At 54.4% G+C, this 20,725-nt stretch carries 16 protein-coding genes and 3 pseudogenes; 9 read left to right on the forward strand and 10 right to left on the reverse strand.

Annotation, left to right across the window (positions count from 1 at the left end; translation table 11 throughout):
• Nucleotides 1-11: 11 nt before the first annotated feature.
• The 8 genes and pseudogenes from JCM2850_RS00145 to hrcA form a co-directional block, all read right to left on the reverse strand.
• Entirely contained in the window at nucleotides 12-1,235 is a 1,224-nt protein-coding gene (locus JCM2850_RS00145) for an O-antigen ligase family protein (protein ID WP_025869258.1), read from the reverse strand.
• Nucleotides 1,235-2,323, reverse strand: a complete 1,089-nt coding sequence (locus JCM2850_RS16035) for a glycosyltransferase (protein ID WP_234405998.1) — start codon at nucleotides 2,321-2,323, stop codon at nucleotides 1,235-1,237. Before JCM2850_RS16035 ends, JCM2850_RS00145 begins: the two co-directional genes overlap by 1 nt.
• Nucleotides 2,324-2,351: 28 nt before the next feature.
• Nucleotides 2,352-3,401, reverse strand: a complete 1,050-nt coding sequence (gene waaF, locus JCM2850_RS00155) for a lipopolysaccharide heptosyltransferase II (RefSeq protein WP_025869261.1) — start codon at nucleotides 3,399-3,401, stop codon at nucleotides 2,352-2,354.
• On the reverse strand, nucleotides 3,401-4,867 hold the full coding sequence (hldE, locus tag JCM2850_RS00160; protein WP_025869262.1) for a bifunctional D-glycero-beta-D-manno-heptose-7-phosphate kinase/D-glycero-beta-D-manno-heptose 1-phosphate adenylyltransferase HldE: 1,467 nt from the start codon (nucleotides 4,865-4,867) through the stop codon (nucleotides 3,401-3,403). Before hldE ends, waaF begins: the two co-directional genes overlap by 1 nt.
• A gap of 24 nt (nucleotides 4,868-4,891) precedes the next feature.
• A pseudogene (locus JCM2850_RS16040) lies at nucleotides 4,892-5,454 on the reverse strand (D-sedoheptulose 7-phosphate isomerase).
• Nucleotides 5,455-5,467: 13 nt separating this feature from the next.
• A pseudogene (gene rfaD / locus JCM2850_RS16045) lies at nucleotides 5,468-6,447 on the reverse strand (ADP-glyceromanno-heptose 6-epimerase).
• A 105-nt stretch (nucleotides 6,448-6,552) separates the two neighbouring features.
• Nucleotides 6,553-7,605, reverse strand: a complete 1,053-nt coding sequence (hemH, locus tag JCM2850_RS00175; protein ID WP_025869264.1) for a ferrochelatase — start codon at nucleotides 7,603-7,605, stop codon at nucleotides 6,553-6,555.
• Nucleotides 7,606-7,666: 61 nt separating this feature from the next.
• Entirely contained in the window at nucleotides 7,667-8,686 is a 1,020-nt protein-coding gene (gene hrcA / locus JCM2850_RS00180) for a heat-inducible transcriptional repressor HrcA (RefSeq protein WP_025869266.1), read from the reverse strand.
• A gap of 321 nt (nucleotides 8,687-9,007) precedes the next feature.
• Here hrcA and JCM2850_RS00185 point away from each other — a divergent pair, with 321 nt between their 5' ends.
• Nucleotides 9,008-9,871 carry an NAD kinase gene (locus JCM2850_RS00185; protein WP_025869268.1) on the forward strand — a complete coding sequence of 288 codons (864 nt, stop codon included), beginning with the start codon at nucleotides 9,008-9,010 and terminating at the stop codon, nucleotides 9,869-9,871.
• Between the two features lie 2 nt (nucleotides 9,872-9,873).
• Nucleotides 9,874-11,532 carry a DNA repair protein RecN gene (gene recN, locus JCM2850_RS00190; RefSeq protein WP_025869270.1) on the forward strand — a complete coding sequence of 553 codons (1,659 nt, stop codon included), beginning with the start codon at nucleotides 9,874-9,876 and terminating at the stop codon, nucleotides 11,530-11,532.
• Between the two features lie 125 nt (nucleotides 11,533-11,657).
• On the opposite strand, the gene JCM2850_RS16050 is transcribed toward recN, so the two are convergent.
• Nucleotides 11,658-11,924, reverse strand: a complete 267-nt coding sequence (locus tag JCM2850_RS16050; protein ID WP_199898219.1) for a cupin domain-containing protein — start codon at nucleotides 11,922-11,924, stop codon at nucleotides 11,658-11,660.
• 421 nt (nucleotides 11,925-12,345) lie between these two features.
• Here JCM2850_RS16050 and JCM2850_RS00200 point away from each other — a divergent pair, with 421 nt between their 5' ends.
• The 6 genes and pseudogenes from JCM2850_RS00200 to JCM2850_RS00225 all read left to right on the forward strand — a co-directional run bounded on the left by JCM2850_RS00200 (nucleotide 12,346) and on the right by JCM2850_RS00225 (nucleotide 19,695).
• A complete protein-coding gene (locus JCM2850_RS00200) occupies nucleotides 12,346-13,122 on the forward strand; it encodes an outer membrane protein assembly factor BamE (RefSeq protein WP_036265407.1) in 777 nt (258 codons plus the stop codon).
• A 90-nt stretch (nucleotides 13,123-13,212) separates the two neighbouring features.
• The gene (gene dapB / locus JCM2850_RS00205; protein ID WP_025869276.1) at nucleotides 13,213-14,016 is read left to right on the forward strand and encodes a 4-hydroxy-tetrahydrodipicolinate reductase; all 804 of its coding nucleotides are present in this window, start codon (nucleotides 13,213-13,215) and stop codon (nucleotides 14,014-14,016) included.
• Nucleotides 14,017-14,156: 140 nt separating this feature from the next.
• Nucleotides 14,157-15,325, forward strand: a pseudogene (gene carA / locus JCM2850_RS16055) (glutamine-hydrolyzing carbamoyl-phosphate synthase small subunit).
• A gap of 2 nt (nucleotides 15,326-15,327) precedes the next feature.
• Nucleotides 15,328-18,534, forward strand: coding sequence for a carbamoyl-phosphate synthase large subunit (carB, locus tag JCM2850_RS00215; RefSeq protein ID WP_025869277.1), 3,207 nt, complete (start codon nucleotides 15,328-15,330; stop codon nucleotides 18,532-18,534).
• Nucleotides 18,535-18,671: 137 nt separating this feature from the next.
• Nucleotides 18,672-19,148, forward strand: a complete 477-nt coding sequence (gene greA, locus JCM2850_RS00220; protein ID WP_025869279.1) for a transcription elongation factor GreA — start codon at nucleotides 18,672-18,674, stop codon at nucleotides 19,146-19,148.
• Between the two features lie 91 nt (nucleotides 19,149-19,239).
• On the forward strand, nucleotides 19,240-19,695 hold the full coding sequence (locus JCM2850_RS00225) for a DUF4149 domain-containing protein (protein WP_025869281.1): 456 nt from the start codon (nucleotides 19,240-19,242) through the stop codon (nucleotides 19,693-19,695).
• A gap of 62 nt (nucleotides 19,696-19,757) precedes the next feature.
• Here the strand turns inward: JCM2850_RS00225 and yhbY are convergent, their stop codons facing one another.
• On the reverse strand, nucleotides 19,758-20,054 hold the full coding sequence (yhbY, locus tag JCM2850_RS00230; RefSeq protein WP_025869283.1) for a ribosome assembly RNA-binding protein YhbY: 297 nt from the start codon (nucleotides 20,052-20,054) through the stop codon (nucleotides 19,758-19,760).
• Nucleotides 20,055-20,087: 33 nt separating this feature from the next.
• On the opposite strand from yhbY, the gene rlmE reads away from it, so the two are divergent.
• Nucleotides 20,088-20,711 carry a 23S rRNA (uridine(2552)-2'-O)-methyltransferase RlmE gene (gene rlmE, locus JCM2850_RS00235; RefSeq protein WP_025869284.1) on the forward strand — a complete coding sequence of 208 codons (624 nt, stop codon included), beginning with the start codon at nucleotides 20,088-20,090 and terminating at the stop codon, nucleotides 20,709-20,711.
• The last annotated feature ends 14 nt before the right edge of the window (nucleotides 20,712-20,725 follow it).

Raw genomic sequence — 20,725 nt, forward strand, 5'->3', positions numbered from 1 at the left:
GGGTTTCAGGCTTAGTGGGATTCAGCGAGTGGCTTTGCTTCTCCCTGTGCATTCAAGCCTGCTTGCATCAATTTGGATTGTTGCGCCGCATGATGCAATTGTTGCGCAATCAAGAGTGCCAGGGGCAAGTGGAACACCAGCCAGCGCTGGTTAGGGCTATGCACTAGGCTGCTGCCATCGAAAGCCAGGCCAAATGCGCCACATATGAAATACCAGGCGGCCCAGGATTGGGCTTTGAAGCCCTGGATACTGGCCCACAAGGTGACAGCCAGCAAGGGCACCAAGCCGATCAACCCGGCTTTATAGAACTGGGTCAGATAAAGGCTGTGTGGGTGTATCATCACCATCCCGTCATGGGAGATGTACTGGAAACCATGATCTGGGCCACAGCCTAACCATACTCCGCAGCGCAGGGTTTCAGCAAAGTAACCAGCCCAGATTTCTGGTCGGTAGAAATTACGCGCCAGCAGGCTTTCACCTATGCTGGTGTATGCAAATAATGCAGCTATGGACAGGGCGGCGCTGATGCCTGCTATCAACAGTCCCCAGCGTATTTTTGGATGCAGAGCTTGCTTGCGATATAGCGCCAGATAGGTCAATAAAATGGTGATTAACCACAGGCCAAAGATGCTGCGGGTTTGCAAGATGGTGAGAGATACGCCCAGCACCAGCAGGTGGGCCAAGAGCACGGCGCGGTAATGCTTGGCCTTCATACCCAAGAGGGTAATGATGGCGAGCATGCCGCCCAGGGTATTGGTGACATAAATGACATTTTCCAGTTTAGAGGTCATTTCACCCATACGCTCACCTGGCCTCCAAGTGCCTTGGGCATAAAACCATGCCATATTGAAGGCGATATAGAGCATGATCAGCCCCAGATATCCCCATGCCGCCTTATAAACCTGATCTTCACGGATGACTGGCAATCGTGCCACCGCAATGAAGAAGACGATGATCAGCAGGCCAAACTTTAGCGATTGCCAAGGATTACCATCATTCCACCAGGCAGAAAGTACCAGACTGACTATAGCCAATACCAAGCCGCGAAACAGGGTGTTCTGGAAGATGCGTTTGATTTCAGCCCATTGCAGCGAGGCCAGGGCGGGCACAATCAGGATCAGGTAGCTGATATTGTTATGAAGCTGTGAGCCAGAAATCACCAAAAAGCTGATCATCCATGCACTGACGGCATAGAGCGCAAATGTGGGACTGCGAAGTGTTTCAAGCCATTTCATTAGTACTTGTTTCCTGCGATGAGGCTTTTATAAGCTAAGCGATAGGTTTCTATATCGTGGTGACTGAGCAGATAGTTGCAGGCGTACACGCCTTTCTCTGCCAATTCTGCAGCAGGCAGTGCGAGATACTCGCGCAGTGCCTTGGCTAGGCCGGATACATCTTTGGGTGCAACGGCAATACCGCCTGCACCCAGAATCACATCACGCATTTCTGGGATGTCGCTGGCAATCACCGGCAGGTGACCACTGATGCCTTCCATCAACGCCAGTGGCATGCCTTCTTTCAATGAAGGCATGGCCCAGATGTCAAATGCGCGCACATACTGCAAGGCATCTTGGCGAAACCCCAGCAAATGCACTCTATCTTGCAGACCCAATGTGACAATCTGCTGCTTTAACGCCGCTTCTTCCTCACCTCTGCCAATTATGCCGATATGGGCATCAGGAAATTCATCCTTAATCTCGGCCAGAGCGGCAATGAGGAAGCGGTGGCCTTTGCGCGCAAATAACTGGCCTATGGCCCCTATGATGCGTTTACCGCTTGGCAAGCCCAGGGCTGCCAGTGCTGCGGGTTTGTCCAGTTGCGAAGCTTCAGACTTGCGAATATCAATGGCGTTGGGAATGGCATGCGTGTTTTGGCTGGTAAAGCCTGCCTGATAGTCAATCAGGCACTCCCTGACGGCAGCCGAAACACCAACAAAATGCCAGCGTTGGTCTGCCAGGCATTTGACCTGGAGCTGGCGATAGGCTCTATGGTACTCATTCAGTACATGAGAAATGCCTATGCATAAAGGTACCTTCAGCCATTTATTCAGCATGAGCAGCATGCTGACCGTTTTGAAGCGGTTGGCAATGATGACATCGAACTGTTCTTGTTTACAAAACTGATAGAGCTTCCACAGCGCCTTGATTCTCAGGCCACTCAGGCTTTTGCTGGGAAGGTCAAAGTAGTGCCTGTTTTCGGCAATGCTATGCGGTTGATCTGCATTAGGTTTGCCACAGAGATAGGCTGAGCACACTTGAAATTCATCCGTCGGCAAACCCTTGATGATTTGTTCTGCAAGGTCTGATACATCGTTTTTCTTCACATTGTAATCAGGATGTAGCTGGAGAACTTTAATGCGTTTCATCGTGCTGCGACTTCAAATTAAGTTTGGAAATGACTTGCCGTGGCTCAATCAATTTCAGGCAATTCAAATGACCCAGCGGACATTCACGCTGGAAACATGGGCTGCACTCCAGCCCCAAATACTCAATCACTGCCTTGCTGCTCATGGGCGGGGTGTGATGGGGGTCTGACGAACCATAAACGGCCACCATCGCGATATCCAAAGCCGCAGCCACATGCATCAAGCCAGAGTCGTTGCTGACTACGGCGCTGCATAAGGACATCAAATCTATGGCATCGCCCAGCTTGGTTTTGCCGCCAAAATCCAGACACTGCTGCTGGCTGAGGCGATTGATCTCGGCGGTGTAAGGCACATCCTTTTCTGAGCCAAACAGCCAGACCTGCCAGCCTTGGGCCAATGCAGCACGCGCCACCTCGGCATAGTGTTCCAAGGGCCAGCGCTTGGCTTCGCCATATTCTGCGCCTGGGCAAAGCGCCAGCACAGCACAGTCAGGCGGGGCAATGCCCATACCTGCCAGGCACTGTAGCGCATTGTCGCGGTTGGCCTGTAAGCTGGGGTAGGGGATATCCGCTGGCAGGCTGGCATCTGCGGGCAGGCCCAGGGTGACAAATCTATCCACGGTGCGTGGCAGTTTGTTTTTATCCAGCGGGCGGATATCGTTGAGCAAGCCGTAACGCATCTCGCCCAAAAAGCCAGTTCTGCGTTTGATGCCGGAAGCGGCTGGCAGCACAGCGGATTTCAGCGAGTTGGTGAGCATGATGGACTGGGTATAGCCGCGTTGCTTGAGGCTACGCCCAAAGCGTATGCGCTGGCCCAAGGCGAGTTCGCCATGCTTGAAGGGCAGGGCAATGCCTGCGGTGACTTCTGGCATGCGTTCCAGCAGCGGCAAGGTCCAGGCCGGGGCAGCGACATCAATTTCGCAGTCAGGCTGGGTTTGCTTCAAGGTCTTGAACAGGCTTTGCGCGAGCACCATATCACCGACCCAGGACGGGCCCATGACCAGAATGCGGTTGGCATGTGCTTGCGTCTGCGCCATCAGGTCGCCAGTTTCTGGATGATGTTGCTGGTGCTGCGGCCAGGTACCACATCAATCAAGGCTACCTTGCCGCCCCAGGCTTTGACTTCATCGCCACCCACCACTTGCTCTTCGGTGTAGTCGCTACCCTTGACGATCACATCTGGGTGCACCGCGCGTATCAATTCCAGCGGGGTGTCTTCATCAAATAGAATGACGGCATCTATGGATTCCAGCGCCGCCAGCACTCGGGCGCGGTCAGACTCATGTATCACCGGGCGACTAGGGCCTTTGAGTGCACTGACCGATCTATCGGTGTTGAGGCCTAATACCAGGCGATCACCAGTCTTGCGCGCTGCTTCCAGATAGGTCACATGCCCGGCATGCAGCAGGTCAAAGCAGCCATTGGTAAATACCACGCGCTGACCTTGCTGGCGCCATTGCTGCACGCGGTTCAGCAGGGTGGGTAGGTTGCAGACTTTGTCGGCCTGGGTGGCGGATTGCTGGGATTGCAGTTCCAGCTCCAGCTCGGCCTTGTTGATAGGCACGGTGCCTACCTTGCCTACCACAATGCCAGCGGCAATATTGGCCAGTTCTATGGCGGCCTGTAGCGGCAGGCCGTGGCTCAAGCCTGCGGCCAGCGTTGAAATCACGGTATCACCTGCACCTGAAACATCGTAGACCTGACGCGCGGTAGCGGCCAGATGCGCCATGCCCTCGGCAGACAATACGCTGATGCCTTCTTCGCCACGCGTGACCGCAAGAAACTCCAGCGCCAGCTGCTGACGCAGGGTTTCGGCGGCACTCAGCAGTGCCAGATTGTCGTTGCCCTGCACATTGCAGGCCTCTATGGTTTCGCGCTTGTTGGGGGTGAGGCCGGTAGCACCGCGGTATTTGCTGTAATCCTTGCCCTTGGGGTCAACCAGCACGGGTATGCCTGCGCTTTTGGCGCGGGAGATGATGGACTGACATAGGCTTTCGCTGAGCACGCCCTTGGCGTAATCCGAAAGAATGATGGCGGCAGGCTGCTCGGCTATGGCGGCAAAAATGCCTGTCTGCAAGCCGTGTTGTTCTTCTGCGCTGAGCGCCCCTGCATCCTCTTGATCCAGCCGCATCATTTGCTGATGGCCGCCGAGTATGCGGGTTTTGGTGATGGTGGGGCGCTGGCTGCTGCGATAGACATATTGCGTGTCTATCGCTGCGGCATTGACCAGGCCTAGCAGCGCTTCAGCTTCCGCATCTTCACCTACCACCCCAGCAAGACGGGTGCGTACTCCCAGGCCAGCGAGGTTGGCGGCGACATTGGCAGCACCTCCTGCGCGTTCGTCCGTCGATTTCAGCAGCACCACAGGTACGGGGGCCTCAGGCGATATGCGCTGCACATCACCGAATAAATAGCGATCCAGCATCAGGTCGCCCACGACCAGCAGCCAGAGGTCATCATGGCCAAAACGGCCATGCACGGTCTTGATCAAGGATTCACGCATAAGGAAATAAGTCCGCGGGCAGGGCTAGTCGGCTTCGACCAGGTCACAAAGGCTGTGACCAATGAAAATATGCGCTTCTTGTATGCGCGGGGTATCAGCAGAAGGCATGATCAAATTATGCTCACAAAGACTAGCAAGCTTGCCGCCCGTGCCGCCTGTCATGCCTACGGTCACAGCGCCAATTTCTTTGGCTTTTTCTATCGCCAGCACCACGTTGCGGCTGTTACCCGAGGTGGAAAAGCCCATCACCAAGTCATTGGGTGTGCATAGCGCTTCAACCTGACGCGAAAAGATGAAATCAAAGCCGTAATCATTGCCGACAGAAGTGAGGATGGAAGTGTCCGTGGTCAGCGCAATCGCAGGCATGCCCTTACGTTCTTTCTTGTAACGGCCAACAATTTCGGCAGCGATATGCTGGCTGTCAGCGGCGCTACCACCGTTGCCCATGAGCAAAATCTTGCCACCGCTCTTAAGACAGTGGCGCATGGCTTCAGCCACGGCAGCGATACGAGGCACCAGCGTTCCAGCGCCGCAATCACGGATTGATGCTCGTGGATGGCCTGCTTTAATAGATTGTCAAAACTCATCTTGTGCTCCTGCTCAGCAATAGGGGTCGGTCTGCATCAGGTATTGCTGGACGTAATCCTGCACTCCCTGCTCAAGCGTATGGAAAGGCGCGGTATAACCCGTGTTGCGTAGCTTGCTGATATCCGCCTGGGTGAAATACTGGTATTTGCCCATGAGGTCTTGCGGCATGTCTATATATTCAATCGCAGGCTGCTGGCCCAGGCTGGTCATTACCGCAGTGGCCAGATCCTTGAAGGCGCGTGCCTCACCCGTACCTATATTGAACAGGCCAGAATGCTGAGCTGTTCCAGGAAGTGCGCCATGACGGCTACGGCGTCCTTGACGTAGACAAAGTCTCGCAACTGCATGCCATCTTCATAGCCAGCTTTGTGGCTCTTGAACAGCTTGACCTTGCCCTGCTCGCGGAACTGATTGAAGGTATGCAGGGCCACGCTGGCCATGCGTTCCTTGTGGTATTCATTCGGGCCGTAAACATTGAAGAACTTGAAACCACACCATTGGGGCGGAGAGGGTTGATTATCCGCTTCCTGGCGCAAGGCCCACTGGTCGAAGAACTGTTTGGAATAGCCGTAGCCATTGAGGGGACGCAACTGGTCTATGGCGGCTTCATCGTCCTGATAACCAAATTCACCACCACCATAAGTGGCAGCAGAGCTGGCATAAAGGAAGGGCACTTCGTGTTCGGCACACCAGTTCCACAACACCTGGCTGTAGCGGATATTGTCCTGCACCAGCTTGTTGAAATCGCGTTCCGTGGTGGCGCTGATAGCTCCCATATGGATGATGGCGTCTATCTTGCCCAGTTTGGGCAGCCAGTCTATCAGTTCATCTTTATCCAGATAGTTTGCATAGCGGCGGTGACAGAGATTCTGCCACTGGTCGGGATGATGCATGCGGTCAACGATGACAATATCGTCGCGCTGCAGCACGGTGTTAAGGTGCCAGGCCATCATGCTTCCTATCATGCCTGCGCCACCGGTGATTACTATCATGGGAGAATCCGTTTATTACCAAAGTAAAATTATAGCAAAAAGCACACCCCCCCGTCTGGGCTTTACACGTATGAACTTGCAGCCAGCGTTGGGGATGAGTCTTTGCTAATACAGCGGGGCGCTGCTCTTGGGTGTTACCCAACCTTGGAGATTATCCAGCGCAATTTCCCGCATTGCCTGCAACCAACTTTCGCGTTCATTGAGGGCGGGGATGTAATGATATTCGCCGCCGCCTGCTTCCAGGAACAGGCTCTTGCCCTCCATGGCAATTTCTTCCAGCGTTTCCAGGCAATCACTGGAAAAGCCCGGACAGACCACATCCACCCGACGCAATTTCTGCTTGCCCAGTGCTTCTATGCTGGGGGCAAAATAAGGCTGCAGCCATTCGGCAGCGCCAAAACGTGACTGGAAGGCAATCAAATACTGCTCGGGCTGCAAACCTAATGCTTCGGCAATGAGTTTGCCGCTGACCTGGCACTGGTAGTAGTAAGGGTCGCCCAGGTCGCGCGTGCGGCGCGGTACGCCGTGAAAACTCAGCACCAGCTTTTCTGGCCTGCCATGCTCGCGCCAGTATTCACTGATGCTGTCAGCCACGGCCTTGATATAAGCCGGATGCGCATGGTAATCGCGTATGGTGCGTATATCTGGCATGTTGCGGGTACGTATCAGGCTGCGCATGGCGTCATCCAGCGCCGAGGCACTGCTGCTGGCAGCATATTGCGGATACAAGGGGAACAGCAGGATGCGATTACAGTTCTGCGCCTTGAGCTTGGCAATGGCCGAGGCGATGGAAGGCTGACCGTAGCGCATGCCGAGTTCAACTGCATAGGGTGAGGCAATATGATCATGCAAATACCCGCGCAGCAATTGCGTCTGGCGCTGGCTATGCACCATCAGTGGTGAGCCTTCAGCATGCCAGATTTGCGCATATTTATGTGCAGACTGGCGTGGGCGTAAAGGCAAAATAAAGCCGTTGAGGATAAACCACCAGATAAACCGCGGAATTTCAATGACGCGGCGGTCACTGAGAAACTGGCGCAGATAGGGGCGCAAGGCTTTAGCTGTCGGTGCCTGGGGCGTGCCCAGGTTCATAAGCAGTATGCCGGTACGCTCAGGCGCATCAGGACTAATCACTGGCTCTTGCTGGTAAAAAGACATTCAATCTCCTGGAAATGATCTGGGCCTGGCCAAGTCTCAAACAGCACTAGGTCAAACAGCACTAAGTATGGGATAGCGCATTCGACAGCAACTTGGCCGTAATGTCGACAATGGGGATCACACGCTCATAGGCCATACGGGTAGGGCCTATGACACCCAATGTTCCCAGGGTCTGGCCATTGGCCTGATAAGGGGCGGTGACCATGCTGCACTCATCCAGTGGCAGATAGCCGGATTCGCCACCTATAAATATCTGCACGCCCGCTGCGCGCTGGCTATTGTCCAGCAGCTGCATCAAGGAAGTGCGGCGCTCGAAAATCTCAAACAGCTTGCGCAGTGAGGTGACGTTGGTGGATAAATCCTGCACGTTAAGCAGGTTGCGCTCGCCTGCGATCACCACGCTTTCCTTGCTGCCGTCGGCGGTCTTGCTGCTGGCATCTAGGGCGGCGGTCATCAGGCGGGTGATATCGGAATGCATTTGCTGCAACTCTTCATGCAGCTTTTTCTTTACTTCATCCAGCGTGCTGCCTGCGTAGTTCTGGTTGAAGAAATTACTCGCCTGTGACAACTCTGAGGCGCTATAGGGTTTGTCAGCGACGATAATGCGGTTTTGTACTGCGCCATCGGTGGTGACAATAATCACCAGAATACGCTTGTCAGACAGCGGTAAAAACTCGATATGGCGGAAAGCCGCACCTTGGCGTTTGGGAATCATGACCAGGCCAGCGAAGTGCGTCATATTGGACAGCAGCTCGGCGGCGGCATTGATCAATTCCTGCGGATCGGGTGAGGAGAGTTCGTGCTCCAGTCTGCGTAATATTTCGCTTTCCAGCGGCTGCACTGTGAGCAGGCTATCAACAAACAGGCGATAACCGCGCTGGGTGGGAATGCGACCTGCCGAAGTGTGCGGGCTGGCTATAAAGCCATGTTCCTCAAGCTCGGACATGATATTGCGTATGGAAGCCGGACTGAGATCCAGGCCTGAGGATACCGACAAGGTACGTGAACCCACGGGTTGCCCATCACTGATGTAATGCTCTATCAGGGTCTTTAGCAATATCTGTGCGCGTTTGTCTAGCATGTGGTCAATATTGGGGCTTAAAGATTGAATTCAATGAGGCTTAAAGCAAATAGCTGCCAGGCAATATCAAGACATAAAGTCATGCAAACAAATCATGCTGGCATGGGGGCTAAGCCGCATCTCTCTGCGCCTGAGCAGTAATCTACTTGCTGTGCTGGAAAAAATTATCCGATAGCTAGGGCATGCACGCAATCAAATATTACAGCGGCATGGCCGTGCAGAGAGACATTGCACAATCTGGTGCAGATTGCGCCAGCACTGGCCAAGGTTTTATGCGTGCCCCGGTTTTATGTGCTAGCCATCTGTGATTTAATGCCTGCCATGAAAAGTGCATTCCAGACGGTGGCATTGATAGGCAAGTATATGAATCCCGAAACCCGGGAACAGATACTGGCCCTGGCGCGTTTTCTTGCCGAGCGCCATATAGGCGTTTTCATTGAAGAAAATACCGCCCAGCACTCCGATATCAAGGGTTACACCACACTGAAAATGAGCGCGATAGGCGCTTACGCCGACCTTGCCGTGGTACTGGGTGGGGATGGCACCATGCTCACTGTGGCGCGGGCTTTGCTGGATTATCAGATACCCTTGGTTGGTGTGAATCGTGGCCGCTTCGGTTTTTTGACCGATATCAATTCTGATCACATGCTGGAGAGCGTGGCTGCCATTCTGGACGGCCAGTTTGAAACCGAGCAGCGCATCTTGCTGGAAGCCTACATCGTGCGGAATAGCCAGGTGGTGGGCCAGGGCTATGCGCTCAATGATGTGGTCGTCAACAAAAATGGCCTGGCGCGCTTGATAGAGCTGGAAATTCATATCGATGGTTGTTTTGTGCAGAAACAACGCTCGGATGGCTTGATTGTCGCTACGCCTACAGGCACCACCGCTTATTCACTCTCCGCAGGCGGCCCTATTCTGCACCCCACTCTGGATGCCATTGCCCTGGTGCCCATCTGCCCGCATACCCTGAGCAATCGGCCTATTGCCATCAATAGCGCGAGTGAAGTGGTCATACAGGTAGTGCATGCCGAGGATGCCAGTGTGCATCTGGATGGCCAGATGAAGCTGGCCTTGCAGCCAGGCGACCGCGTGCAAGTGAAACGTGCCAGAAATACCATCGCCCTGCTGCATCCGCCAGGGCACAACCATTACGACGTGCTGCGCGAAAAGCTGCACTGGGGTTAAGCATGCTGCAGACACTCTCCATACGTGATTTTGTAATCGTCGATCAGCTTGATCTCGAATTCAGCCCCGGCTTTACGGTGCTGACGGGGGAAACTGGTGCGGGTAAGTCGATTTTGATAGACGCGCTTTCGCTGGTGCTGGGCGCCCGTGGCGAAGGGGGTATTACGCGCGCTGGCAGCGATAAGGCTGAAATCAACGCGGTATTCGAGATTAGCAGCCTGCCTGAACTGCAAGCCTGGCTGGATGACAATGAAATTGCCCATGACGAGCCTGAGCTGCTGCTGCGTCGGGTGATCTATGCCGATGGTCGCTCACGTGCTTTCGTTAATGGTTCGCCCGCTACCATTCAGCAGTTGAAGGAGATAGGCGAGTTTTTAGTGGATATCTACAGCCAGCATGCCCACCACGCCTTGCTCAAGGCCGCCACCCAGCGCCAGGTGCTGGATGCCTATGCGGGGCATTTGCCTTTGGCACAAGAGGTGGCGCAGGCCTATCAGGCTTGGCAGGTTTTGTACCAAAAACGCGTTGATGCCGAACGTAATGCCGAAGCCTATGCTCAAGAGCTAGCCGAGCTGCGTGACCAAGTGCGTGAATTGTCTGCTCTGGCCCCGACGGCAGATGAATGGGAGCCCTTGCAGCAGGAACATATGCGCTTATCTCATGGCGCCAGCATATTGGCTGGCGGCGAAGAGTGCCGGGAATTGCTCAGCGAGGGCGAAGTCTCTGCCGTCAGCCAGCTTAGCCGTGTGCAACATAAGCTGCAGGAATTAACAGAATACGATGCCAGCTTGCAAGAAGCGCTGGATACCCTGGATGTAGCCTTGATACAGCTAGAGGAGACCGACCGCTTCCTCAACCGCTATTTGCAGCGTGCAGACCTGGACCCCGAGCGCCTGCAAGAAGTAGAGGGCAGGGTGCATGCGCTACATGCCGCCGCGCGTAAGTATCGCGTGCGGCCAGAAGAATTGGCTGAGCTGCTGGCTGGCTGGCAGTTGCGGCAGCAGACTCTGGAGCAAGGTCAGGACAATGGGCAGTTGCAGCAGGATGAACGCGCAGCATTTGCCCGCTATGATGAGCTCGCCAAAAAGTTGAGCGCAGGGCGAGTACAGGCGGCAGAGCGCCTGTCAGTGCAAATCAGTGATGAGATGCAGCGCTTGTCATTGAGTGGTGGCCGCTTTGCGGTGGATCTCAAGCCACAAGAGCCTGCAGCCAGCGGCAGCGAACAAGTGGAGTTTCTGGTGGCAGGCCATGCGGGTGTTGCCCCGCGTCCTTTGTCCAAAGTGGCATCCGGTGGCGAGCTGTCACGTATCAGCCTGGCCATACGCGTAGTCACCGCGCAACGTGGTGATGTGCCCAGCATGATCTTCGATGAAGTCGATGTGGGCATAGGGGGTGGTGTGGCTGAAGTGGTGGGCCAGTTGCTCAAGACCCTGGGGCAGCAGCGCCAGGTATTGGTGATTACCCACCTGCCGCAAGTGGCAGCGCAGGGCAGTCAGCATTTGCAGGTGAGCAAGTTCCTCAGCGAAGGCCAGACCTTGAGCCGTATCAAGCAGCTGGATGCCACGCAACGCATAGATGAGATTGCACGTATGCTGGGCGGGGTTGAAATCACCGAAACCACACGCCAGCATGCCAGCGAAATGCTGACGCATGGGGCTTGAATCGCTGGTCAGACACCCGGCCGCAGTGTTTAATCAATGTAGCAATGCCAAAGCAACAGCCAGTAAACAAGCTTTTCAAAAATTTACCTGCAAGTAATTTTAATTTAGCGCTATTTTGCTTAACGCTATTTAGCCTCAGATTGCTTGATCACCAGAGGTAAGCCTGCAGCGCCTGCATAAAACACCACTAGTTCTGCGGCTTGCTCGCCTGTATAGCCTCTATGGGTGCTATTAACGACTTCCGCCATGGCTTCTCCCGCCTTGAATAGCCGTTTTTCTCCGCTGTCCTGTTTTTCCACGGTGATTTCACCCGAGACAATATAGGCAATATTGGGGACCACATGTGTATGCCAGGGCAGGGTGGTATGCGCGGGGATAGAGTAGCGCAGCACGCTGACTTCAGGTTTGCCCTCGGGATAGTGCCATAAGGCGTGCCATCCCAGGAATTGGCGCTACTGAGCAGGCTTTCCACCTTGACGCCGGGTAATTGCGGATGGTCTGCCATGACACTATTGGCCAGGCAGCCAAGGACTAAACCCTGAACTAAGACAATGACATTGATTGAGTGATGCATCTCCAACCCTCCTGACAGTGATGTGGTGATTATGGTGAGCACAGTACAGTTAGGCAGAGTACAACAAATTATTTGTTAATTTGTCTATTTTATTGTTAATTTTATTGGGGCGAGAGGCTGGCGGGGCTTTAACTTTGCCCAGCGGGGAAGGGCGGCATGCCTGAGTGCGGAGAGGTCTGCATGAAACCGGGCTTAATGTCGTGGTATATTACGCCATTTCTTGCCAAAGCCATGCTGTGATGCGTCATATTATCCTTTTAGCTGCGCTGCTTTGCGTAGCCTGCAGTTCCGCACTGCCTTCCTTCAAGCCCTACCGCATGGATATCCAGCAGGGTAACGTCGTGACATCAAAAATGATGTTGCAACTGCGTCCTGGCATGACCAAGTCTCAGGTGCGCTACATCATGGGCACCCCACTAATTCAGGATAGCTTCCACAGAGATCGCTGGGATTATTTCTACCAGATGCGCAAGGGCGGCCAGATCATAGAGCAGCGCCGTGTCATCATGGAGTTTGAGAATGACGCCCTCAAGCGCGTGCGTGGTGATGTAGTGCCTGCCGCACCGGGTGAGACTACGGTGGAAGCGCCGCCAGCAGCGCCTATCAAGGTTGAGCCCAAGGCACCTGAGAAAAAAGGCATGCTGGATAGCTTGATGTTCTGGAAGAAGGACGAGGCGGATAAACCCGCGCAGGAGAAAACTGACGCTACTGCCGTCGAAGAAACCAAGACCCCGCTGCCGCTGATTAAAGAAGACCCTAAAGCCCCAAGCAAAGTGGTGCCGGAGTTGATTGCGCCAGCCGCTGCGCCTGCCAGTGCAGCACCTGTTGAAAGCCGTCAGCCTGAAGCGGCAAGGTCAGGCAGTGGCAAAGCCAATACTGCGCAGCCTGCTGCCAAGGCATCTTCTGCTACGGGTGCCAGCTCAAAGAGCGCACCTGCTGCCGAAGCAGAAGATGATCTGCCGCCAGAAGATGAGCCAGGTTACTTTGAGCGCATGCTGGAAAAGATAGGCTTCTAAGCCCGAGCTTTAAAGTCATTAGCTTTAAAGTCATAAAAGTGCGTCGGGTCAGCATCATGGCCCGGCCTCAATCATGGATAGAGTTGGATAATGCAAAAGATAGTGATCGCCGGATGTTCTGGCCGCATGGGTTATGCCCTGCTTGAAGGTGTGTTTGCCGATGAGGCGCTGGTGTTGCATGGCGCGCTGGATAGGGCAGACAGTCCACAACTGGGCCGCGATGCGGGTGAGCAATTTGGCCGTGTGACCGGGGTCAAGATCAGTGCCGATGTGGCAGCCGCGCTCAAGGGTGCGGATGTGCTGGTGGACTTTACGCGCCCAGAACCAAGCCTGGAATATCTGGCCGCTTGTCGTGCGGCAGGCGTAAAGCTGGTGATAGGCACTACAGGCTTTACTGCAGCACAAAAGCAACAGATAGAGCAGGCGGCCAAGGATGTGGCGATTGTCTTTGCGCCCAATATGAGTGTAGGCGTCACCTTGTTGATCAATCTGGTGCAAGCCGCTGCCAAGGTGCTCAATGAAGGCTACGACGTAGAAATCATAGAAGCCCATCACAGACACAAGGTTGATGCGCCTTCGGGCACCGCGCTGCGTCTGGGTGAGGCCGCTGCGGCAGCGCTGGGTCGTGACCTTGAGCAATGTGCGGTATATGGTCGTGAAGGTGTGACTGGTGAGCGCGATGCCAACACCATAGGCTTTGCCACCGTGCGTGGTGGCGATGTGGTGGGTGACCATACCGTGCTGTTCGCTGGCATAGGTGAGCGTGTGGAATTGACCCATAAGGCTTCCAGCCGCGCGACCTTTGCCCTGGGCGCTTTGCGTGCTGCCAAGTTCCTGGCGGAGAAAAATCAAGGCTTGTTCGATATGCAGGATGTATTGGGCCTGGCACGATAAGCATCATTCTGGCGTTGTCGCCAGCCAAAAATTGTTCTGGAGCGCGTTGAAGGCAAAGGCGCTTTAGGCTATAATTTCACAAAATTAAAGCGGGATGAGCGTGTGCTCGTCCCGCTTTGCACATCCGCTTTCCGCAGTTGATGAGTTGCGGAATATCAAATAGTTACAAGGAGTTAGAATTGCCGCAAAGCCCAGCCGTACTTGTGCTCGCAGACGGGACCGTGTTCAGGGGCACTTCAATTGGAGCCTTGGGCCAGACCGTGGGTGAGGTGGTATTCAATACCTCAATCACTGGCTACCAGGAAATTCTTACCGACCCATCCTACACCAAGCAAATTGTTACGCTGACTTATCCCCATATCGGCAATGTAGGCGTCAATGTCGAAGATGTGGAATCAGAAAAAGTCTACGCCAGCGGTCTGGTGATTCGTGATCTGCCACTGCTCAGCAGCAGCTGGCGCAGCCAGCAATCGCTGTCAGATTATCTGGCAGAGAACAATGTGGTGGCGATTGCCGATATCGATACCCGCAAGCTGACCCGCATTCTGCGCGAAAAAGGCGCACAGGCTGGCTGTATCATGGCTGGCGAGATTGATGAAGCCAGGCGCTGGAATTGGCGCGTGGCTTCCCCGGTCTGGCTGGCATGGATCTCGCCAAGGTAGTGAGCCGCAAGGAAAGCGGCAAGTTCACCGATGGTGAGTGGAAGCTTGGTACAGGTTATGACGTGCCTGCTGAGGGTCGCTTCCATGTGGTGGCCTTCGATTATGGCGTCAAGCACAACATCCTGCGCATGCTGGTAGAGCGTGGCTGCCAAGTCACCATCCTGCCTGCGCAAGCTAGCGCAGAAGAAGCTTTGGCTTTCAAGCCTGACGGTATTTTCCTCTCCAACGGCCCAGGCGATCCTGAGCCTTGCGATTACGCCATCAAATCCATCAGCACGCTGGTGGAAACAGGTCTGCCCGTATTCGGCATCTGCCTGGGTCACCAGCTGCTGGCCCTGGCCAGTGGTGCCAAGACCATGAAGATGAAGTTTGGTCACCACGGTGCCAACCACCCGGTACAGGATATCGAAGACCAGCGCGTGTTTATTACCAGCCAGAACCACGGTTTTGCCGTGGATCCAGCCAGCCTGCCAGCCAACGTCAAGACTACCCACGTCTCGCTGTTTGATGGCAGCCTGCAAGGCATAGCCCGCACCGACAAGCCTGCGTTCAGCTTCCAGGGTCACCCTGAAGCCAGCCCAGGTCCGAATGAGATGAGCTATCTGTTTGACCGCTTCATCACCCTGATGGAACAGCAAAAGCAATAACTATGGCAAAACGTACCGATATCAAATCTATCCTCATCATAGGCGCTGGCCCGATCGTGATCGGCCAGGCTTGTGAATTCGACTACTCTGGTGCCCAGGCGTGTAAGGCGCTGCGCGAAGAAGGCTATCGCGTCATTCTGGTCAATTCCAACCCGGCCACCATCATGACCGATCCGGAAATGGCCGATGCCACCTATATCGAGCCTGTCACCTGGCAAATCGTCGAAAAGATCATAGACATTGAGCGCCCTGACGCGCTGCTGCCCACCATGGGTGGTCAGACTGCACTGAACTGTGCGCTGGATCTGGCCAAGCATGGCGTGCTGGAAAAATACAATGTTGAGTTGATCGGCGCTTCCAAGGAAGCCATCGATAAAGCCGAAGACCGCGAAAAGTTCAAGCAGGCCATGACCAAGATCGGTCTGGGTTCTGCGCGTTCCGCCGTGGCACACAGCATGGAAGAAGCCTTGCAAGTACAGGCTTCCATAGGTTATCCCGCCATTATTCGCCCATCGTTCACCATGGGCGGTAGCGGCGGTGGTATTGCCTACAACCGTGAAGAATTCATCACCATTTGCGAGCGTGGGCTGGAAGCCTCGCCGACCAGCGAACTCCTGATTGAGGAATCCCTGCTGGGCTGGAAAGAATACGAAATGGAAGTGGTGCGTGATAGCAAAGACAATTGCATCATCATCTGCTCCATCGAAAATCTGGACCCCATGGGCGTGCATACCGGTGACTCCATCACCGTGGCCCCAGCACAGACCCTGACCGACAAGGAATACCAGATCATGCGCAACGCCTCGCTGGCGGTATTGCGTGAAATTGGTGTAGATACTGGCGGTTCCAATGTGCAGTTTGCGATCAATCCTGATGATGGTCGCATGATCGTGATTGAGATGAACCCGCGTGTATCGCGTTCATCCGCGCTGGCCTCCAAGGCCACGGGCTTCCCGATTGCCAAGGTAGCTGCCAAGCTGGCGGTAGGTTTCACACTGGATGAATTGCGTAACGAGATTACTGGTGGTGCAACCCCGGCTTCCTTCGAGCCTTCCATCGATTACGTTGTTACCAAGATTCCACGTTTTGCCTTTGAGAAATTCCCCCAGGCCGATTCGCGCCTGACCACACAGATGAAGTCTGTGGGTGAGGTCATGGCGATTGGCCGTACCTTCCAGGAATCCTTCCAGAAAGCCCTGCGTGGCCTGGAAGTAGGTGTGGATGGTCTGGATGAAAAGACCACAGACCTGGACGAAATTCAGAAACAACTTGGCGAGCCTGGCCCAGAGCGTATCTGGTATGTGGGCGATGCCTTCCGTGCTGGCCTCAGCATTGATCAAATCTTTGACCTGTCCAAGATAGACCCTTGGTTCCTGGTGCAGATCGAAGACATCATCAAGCGTGAGCAGGCACTCAAGGGTAAGCATCTGGCTGATCTGGACCGTGATGCGGTATTCCAGCTCAAGCGTCGTGGCTTCTCCGATAAACGTCTGGCCAAGGTGTTAGGCACAGACCAGCATGCGGTGCGTGCCTACCGTCAGGCGCTCAATGTGCGCCCGGTCTACAAGCGCGTGGATACCTGCGCTGCTGAGTTCTCTACCGATACCGCCTATATGTACTCTACCTACGAGGAAGAGTGCGAGGCGCAGCCTACCAACAAGAAAAAGATCATGGTATTGGGCGGTGGCCCTAACCGTATCGGCCAGGGTATTGAGTTCGACTATTGCTGTGTACACGCCGCCTTTGCCATGCGCGAAGATGGTTATGAAACCATCATGGTCAACTGCAATCCTGAGACCGTTTCTACCGATTACGACACTTCCGACCGCCTGTACTTCGAGCCTTTGACGCTGGAAGACGTGCTGGAAATTGTCGCGCTGGAAAAACCGCAAGGTGTCATCGTGCAGTACGGTGGTCAAACCCCACTCAAGCTGGCACGTGACCTTGAGCGTGCTGGTGTGCCTATCATTGGTACCAGCCCGGATGCGATTGACCGTGCAGAAGACCGTGAGCGCTTCCAGCAGATGCTGCAAGAGCTTAACCTCAAGCAGCCACCTAACCGCACTGCCCGTACCCCGGAAGAAGCCTTGCGTCTGGCGCAGGAAATCGGCTATCCGCTGGTGGTTCGTCCTTCTTACGTACTGGGTGGCCGCGCGATGGAAATCGTGCATGAGCAGGCTCAGCTTGAGCGTTATATGCGCGAGGCGGTCAAGGTTTCCAATGAGTCGCCAGTATTGCTGGATCGATTCCTCAATGACGCGCTGGAAGTTGACGTAGATGCCTTGTCCGATGGTGAAGACGTCATCATAGGCGGCATCATGGAGCACGTAGAACAAGCGGGTGTGCACTCTGGTGACTCTGCTTGCTCGCTGCCACCGTTCAGCCTCAGCGCTGCCTTGCAAGATGAATTACGCGTACAAACAGTGAAGATGGCGAAGGCGCTAGGCGTGGTTGGCCTGATGAACGTGCAGTTCGCGATTCAGGGTGAAACCGTTTATGTGCTGGAAGTAAACCCACGTGCCTCGCGTACCGTGCCTTTCGTTTCCAAGGCCTGCGGTCTGCAATTGGCCAAGGTTGCCGCACGTTGCATGACAGGACGCAAGCTCAAAGAGCAGGGCGTGACACGCGAAGTAGTGCCGCCTTACTACTCAGTGAAGGAAGCGGTATTCCCCTTCATCAAGTTCCCAGGCGTAGACACCATACTCGGCCCGGAAATGAAGTCCACTGGTGAAGTCATGGGCGTGGGCAAGACCTTCGCCGAAGCCTTCGTCAAGTCCCAGCTCGGTTCTGGTACCAAGTTGCCCAAGAGCGGCCGCGCCTTTATCAGCGTGCGTCGTGAAGACCGCGAGCGTGTGGTCGAGATTGCCCAGGCACTCGATAAACTGGGCTTCCAGTTAGTGGCTACGCGTGGTACTGCCAGTGCTCTGATCGAGGCTGGTCTCAGCGTAACCCCGGTCAACAAGGTGGCCGAAGGCAGGCCGCATATTGTCGACATGATCAAGAATGGCGAAATCAGCTTTATCGTCAATGTGACCGAAGACAAGCGCGCCGTGGCTGATTCCTACGAAATCCGCCGCAGCGCCCTGCAACAGAAGGTGACTTACTACACCACGCTGGCAGGTGCCAAGGCTGCTTGCATAGGCATGGCGCATATCCAGGAACTCGAAGTTGAGTCCCTGCAAAACTTGCACAAGCTGCTGCCCAAGTAATAACATAGCTGTTGAGCAGACCACGCCCGCACCCCGGGTGTGGTTTTTATTTTTTTGTGCTGATGACCTTCAGGCTAGCCTGACTTAATGTGTTGTCATTGCTTCTTTTATTTGCAGTGGAATTCAGGAAATAAGACATGAATCAGATTCCTATCACAGTCCGTGGTGCCGAACTTCTCAAGGCTGAATTGCAGCGCCTGCGCAGTGTGGACCGCCCTGATGTGATCCAGGCGATTGCGGAAGCGCGCGCCCTGGGTGATCTTTCCGAAAATGCCGAATATGATGCCGCCAAGGAACGTCAAAGCTTTATCGAAGGCCGTATTGCCGAGGTAGAAGCCAAGCTGTCCAATGCCATGGTCATAGACCCTAGCACATTGAATGCGGAAGGCCGCTGCGTATTTGGCGCTACGGTTGAGCTGGAAGACCTGGACAGTGGTGATTTGTCCACCTATCAAATTGTTGGCGATGACGAAGCTGATATCAAGGGTGGCAAGATCTCCATTGGTTCACCAATTGCACGTGCGCTGATTGGCAAGGTTGAAGGCGATGTTGCCGAAGTGATGGCACCTGGTGGCCTGCGCTCCTACGAAGTGCTGGCGGTGCAATATATCTAACTGCAGTTGGTATTGCATGCATTAGATTCAACGACCATCATAAAGTCGTTACATCCAGCGCTTAAGCGCTCGCTATATCAGGACTCAAGACATGGCTAACTGGTCGGATAAATTGGCATTGGTGGTGGTAACCCTGTGGGTAGGGGCTTTGTGGACGACAGGCTATGTCGTTGCTCCCGCCTTGTTCCACCATTTGCAGGATAGGCAGCTCGCGGGCAACCTGGCAGGCGAGTTGTTTACACTGGTGGCGTATATCGGTTTTGCCAGTGCCTTTTATCTACTGTTGCAGCGCTTGCTGCGCTTTGGCAGCCAGGCACTCAAACAAGGCTTTTTCTGGATCGTGATTTTGATGCTGCTGTTGACCCTGGCTGGCCATTTCGGCATTCAGCCCTTGATGGCGGCGCTCAAGGCCCAGGCGCTGCCTGCAGATGTGATGAATAGTGTATTTGCCAGCCGCTTCAAAACCTGGCACGGCATTTCCAGCGTGGCTTACTTGATTCAAAGCCTGTTAGGACTGGTGCTGGTGCTTAAAGCCAGAACCTCATGATATTCAAGGTCAGGCAATAGCCAGCTGCTATTGCCTGTTGTTTTTGCAGGCCTGAATTGTATTTATTTGGGAATGACTATCTTGGCAGGGTCACCCTGGCGGTACACCACCAGTTGCTTGCCAATATGATGCACAGCAATTGCGCCAGTTTTTTCGCAAATTTCTTCAAGCATGGCGAGACGGGCATCACGGTCATCACCAAATACCTTGATCTTAATCAGCTCGTGAGATTTAAGGCTGACTTCGATTTCCTTCAAGACCGATTCGGTCAGGCCGTTATTACCAATCATGACCACAGGGTTCAGGGTGTGGCCCAAGCCACGCAGAAAACTGATTTGTTTGGAGTTCAATTGATTTATCTTGTTGATTCAAAAAGGCTCGCAGTTTAGCAGATGAAACGCCGACCTACCAGCAAAGCCTGGTTGCAAGAACATGTGAATGATGAATTCGTCAAGCGCGCGCAGAAGGACGGTTATCGTGCGCGGGCCGCCTATAAACTGCTAGAGATTGATGAAAAAGATCATTTGATCAAGCCCGGCATGACCGTAGTCGATCTAGGCTCGGCACCCGGTAGCTGGTCACAGGTGGCTGCCCATCGTCTCGCTGGCCAGGGCCGTGTCATTGCACTGGATTTGTTACCCATGCCTGCCATCCCCGGGGTGGAATTCATACAAGGCGATTTCCGCGAGGCCGACATATTGGCGCAGCTGGAAAAAAGTCTTGGTGACAAGCATGTAGACCTTGTAATTGCAGATATGGCCCCCAATATGAGTGGCATCGCGGTTGTCGATCAGGCCAATGCTGCATACCTGACGGAACTGGCGCTGGAATTTAGCCGAGACTGGCTGAAACCGGGCGGCAACTTCCTGGTCAAAGTGTTTATTGGCGCGGGGTTTGACGAGATAGTGCTGGCAATGCGCGGCAGTTTTGAAAAAGTGGTGACGCGCAAACCCAAGGCATCGCGTGATCGCAGCAGTGAAGTGTATCTTCTGGGCCTCAAACGCAAGCCTGCTTGATTGTAGGGCAGGCG

This window comes from Methylobacillus glycogenes JCM 2850, assembly GCF_000617925.1.
GTDB classification, from domain to species: Bacteria; Pseudomonadota; Gammaproteobacteria; order Burkholderiales; family Methylophilaceae; genus Methylobacillus; species Methylobacillus glycogenes.

What these genes read in the sequence shown, in the direction of transcription:
- JCM2850_RS00225 (WP_025869281.1), top strand. Translation starts at nt 19,240, where the DNA reads ATGGCTAACTGGTCGGATAAATTGGCATTGGTGGTGGTAACCCTGTGG.
- JCM2850_RS00200 (WP_036265407.1), top strand. Translation starts at nt 12,346, where the DNA reads ATGCGTCATATTATCCTTTTAGCTGCGCTGCTTTGCGTAGCCTGCAGT.
- hemH (WP_025869264.1), bottom strand. Translation starts at nt 7,605, where the DNA reads ATGTCTTTTTACCAGCAAGAGCCAGTGATTAGTCCTGATGCGCCTGAG.
- dapB (WP_025869276.1), top strand. Translation starts at nt 13,213, where the DNA reads ATGCAAAAGATAGTGATCGCCGGATGTTCTGGCCGCATGGGTTATGCC.
- recN (WP_025869270.1), top strand. Translation starts at nt 9,874, where the DNA reads ATGCTGCAGACACTCTCCATACGTGATTTTGTAATCGTCGATCAGCTT.
- rlmE (WP_025869284.1), top strand. Translation starts at nt 20,088, where the DNA reads ATGAAACGCCGACCTACCAGCAAAGCCTGGTTGCAAGAACATGTGAAT.
- hrcA (WP_025869266.1), bottom strand. Translation starts at nt 8,686, where the DNA reads ATGCTAGACAAACGCGCACAGATATTGCTAAAGACCCTGATAGAGCAT.
- JCM2850_RS00145 (WP_025869258.1), bottom strand. Translation starts at nt 1,235, where the DNA reads ATGAAATGGCTTGAAACACTTCGCAGTCCCACATTTGCGCTCTATGCC.
- carB (WP_025869277.1), top strand. Translation starts at nt 15,328, where the DNA reads ATGGCAAAACGTACCGATATCAAATCTATCCTCATCATAGGCGCTGGC.
- waaF (WP_025869261.1), bottom strand. Translation starts at nt 3,401, where the DNA reads ATGGCGCAGACGCAAGCACATGCCAACCGCATTCTGGTCATGGGCCCG.
- JCM2850_RS00185 (WP_025869268.1), top strand. Translation starts at nt 9,008, where the DNA reads ATGAAAAGTGCATTCCAGACGGTGGCATTGATAGGCAAGTATATGAAT.
- greA (WP_025869279.1), top strand. Translation starts at nt 18,672, where the DNA reads ATGAATCAGATTCCTATCACAGTCCGTGGTGCCGAACTTCTCAAGGCT.
- hldE (WP_025869262.1), bottom strand. Translation starts at nt 4,867, where the DNA reads ATGCGTGAATCCTTGATCAAGACCGTGCATGGCCGTTTTGGCCATGAT.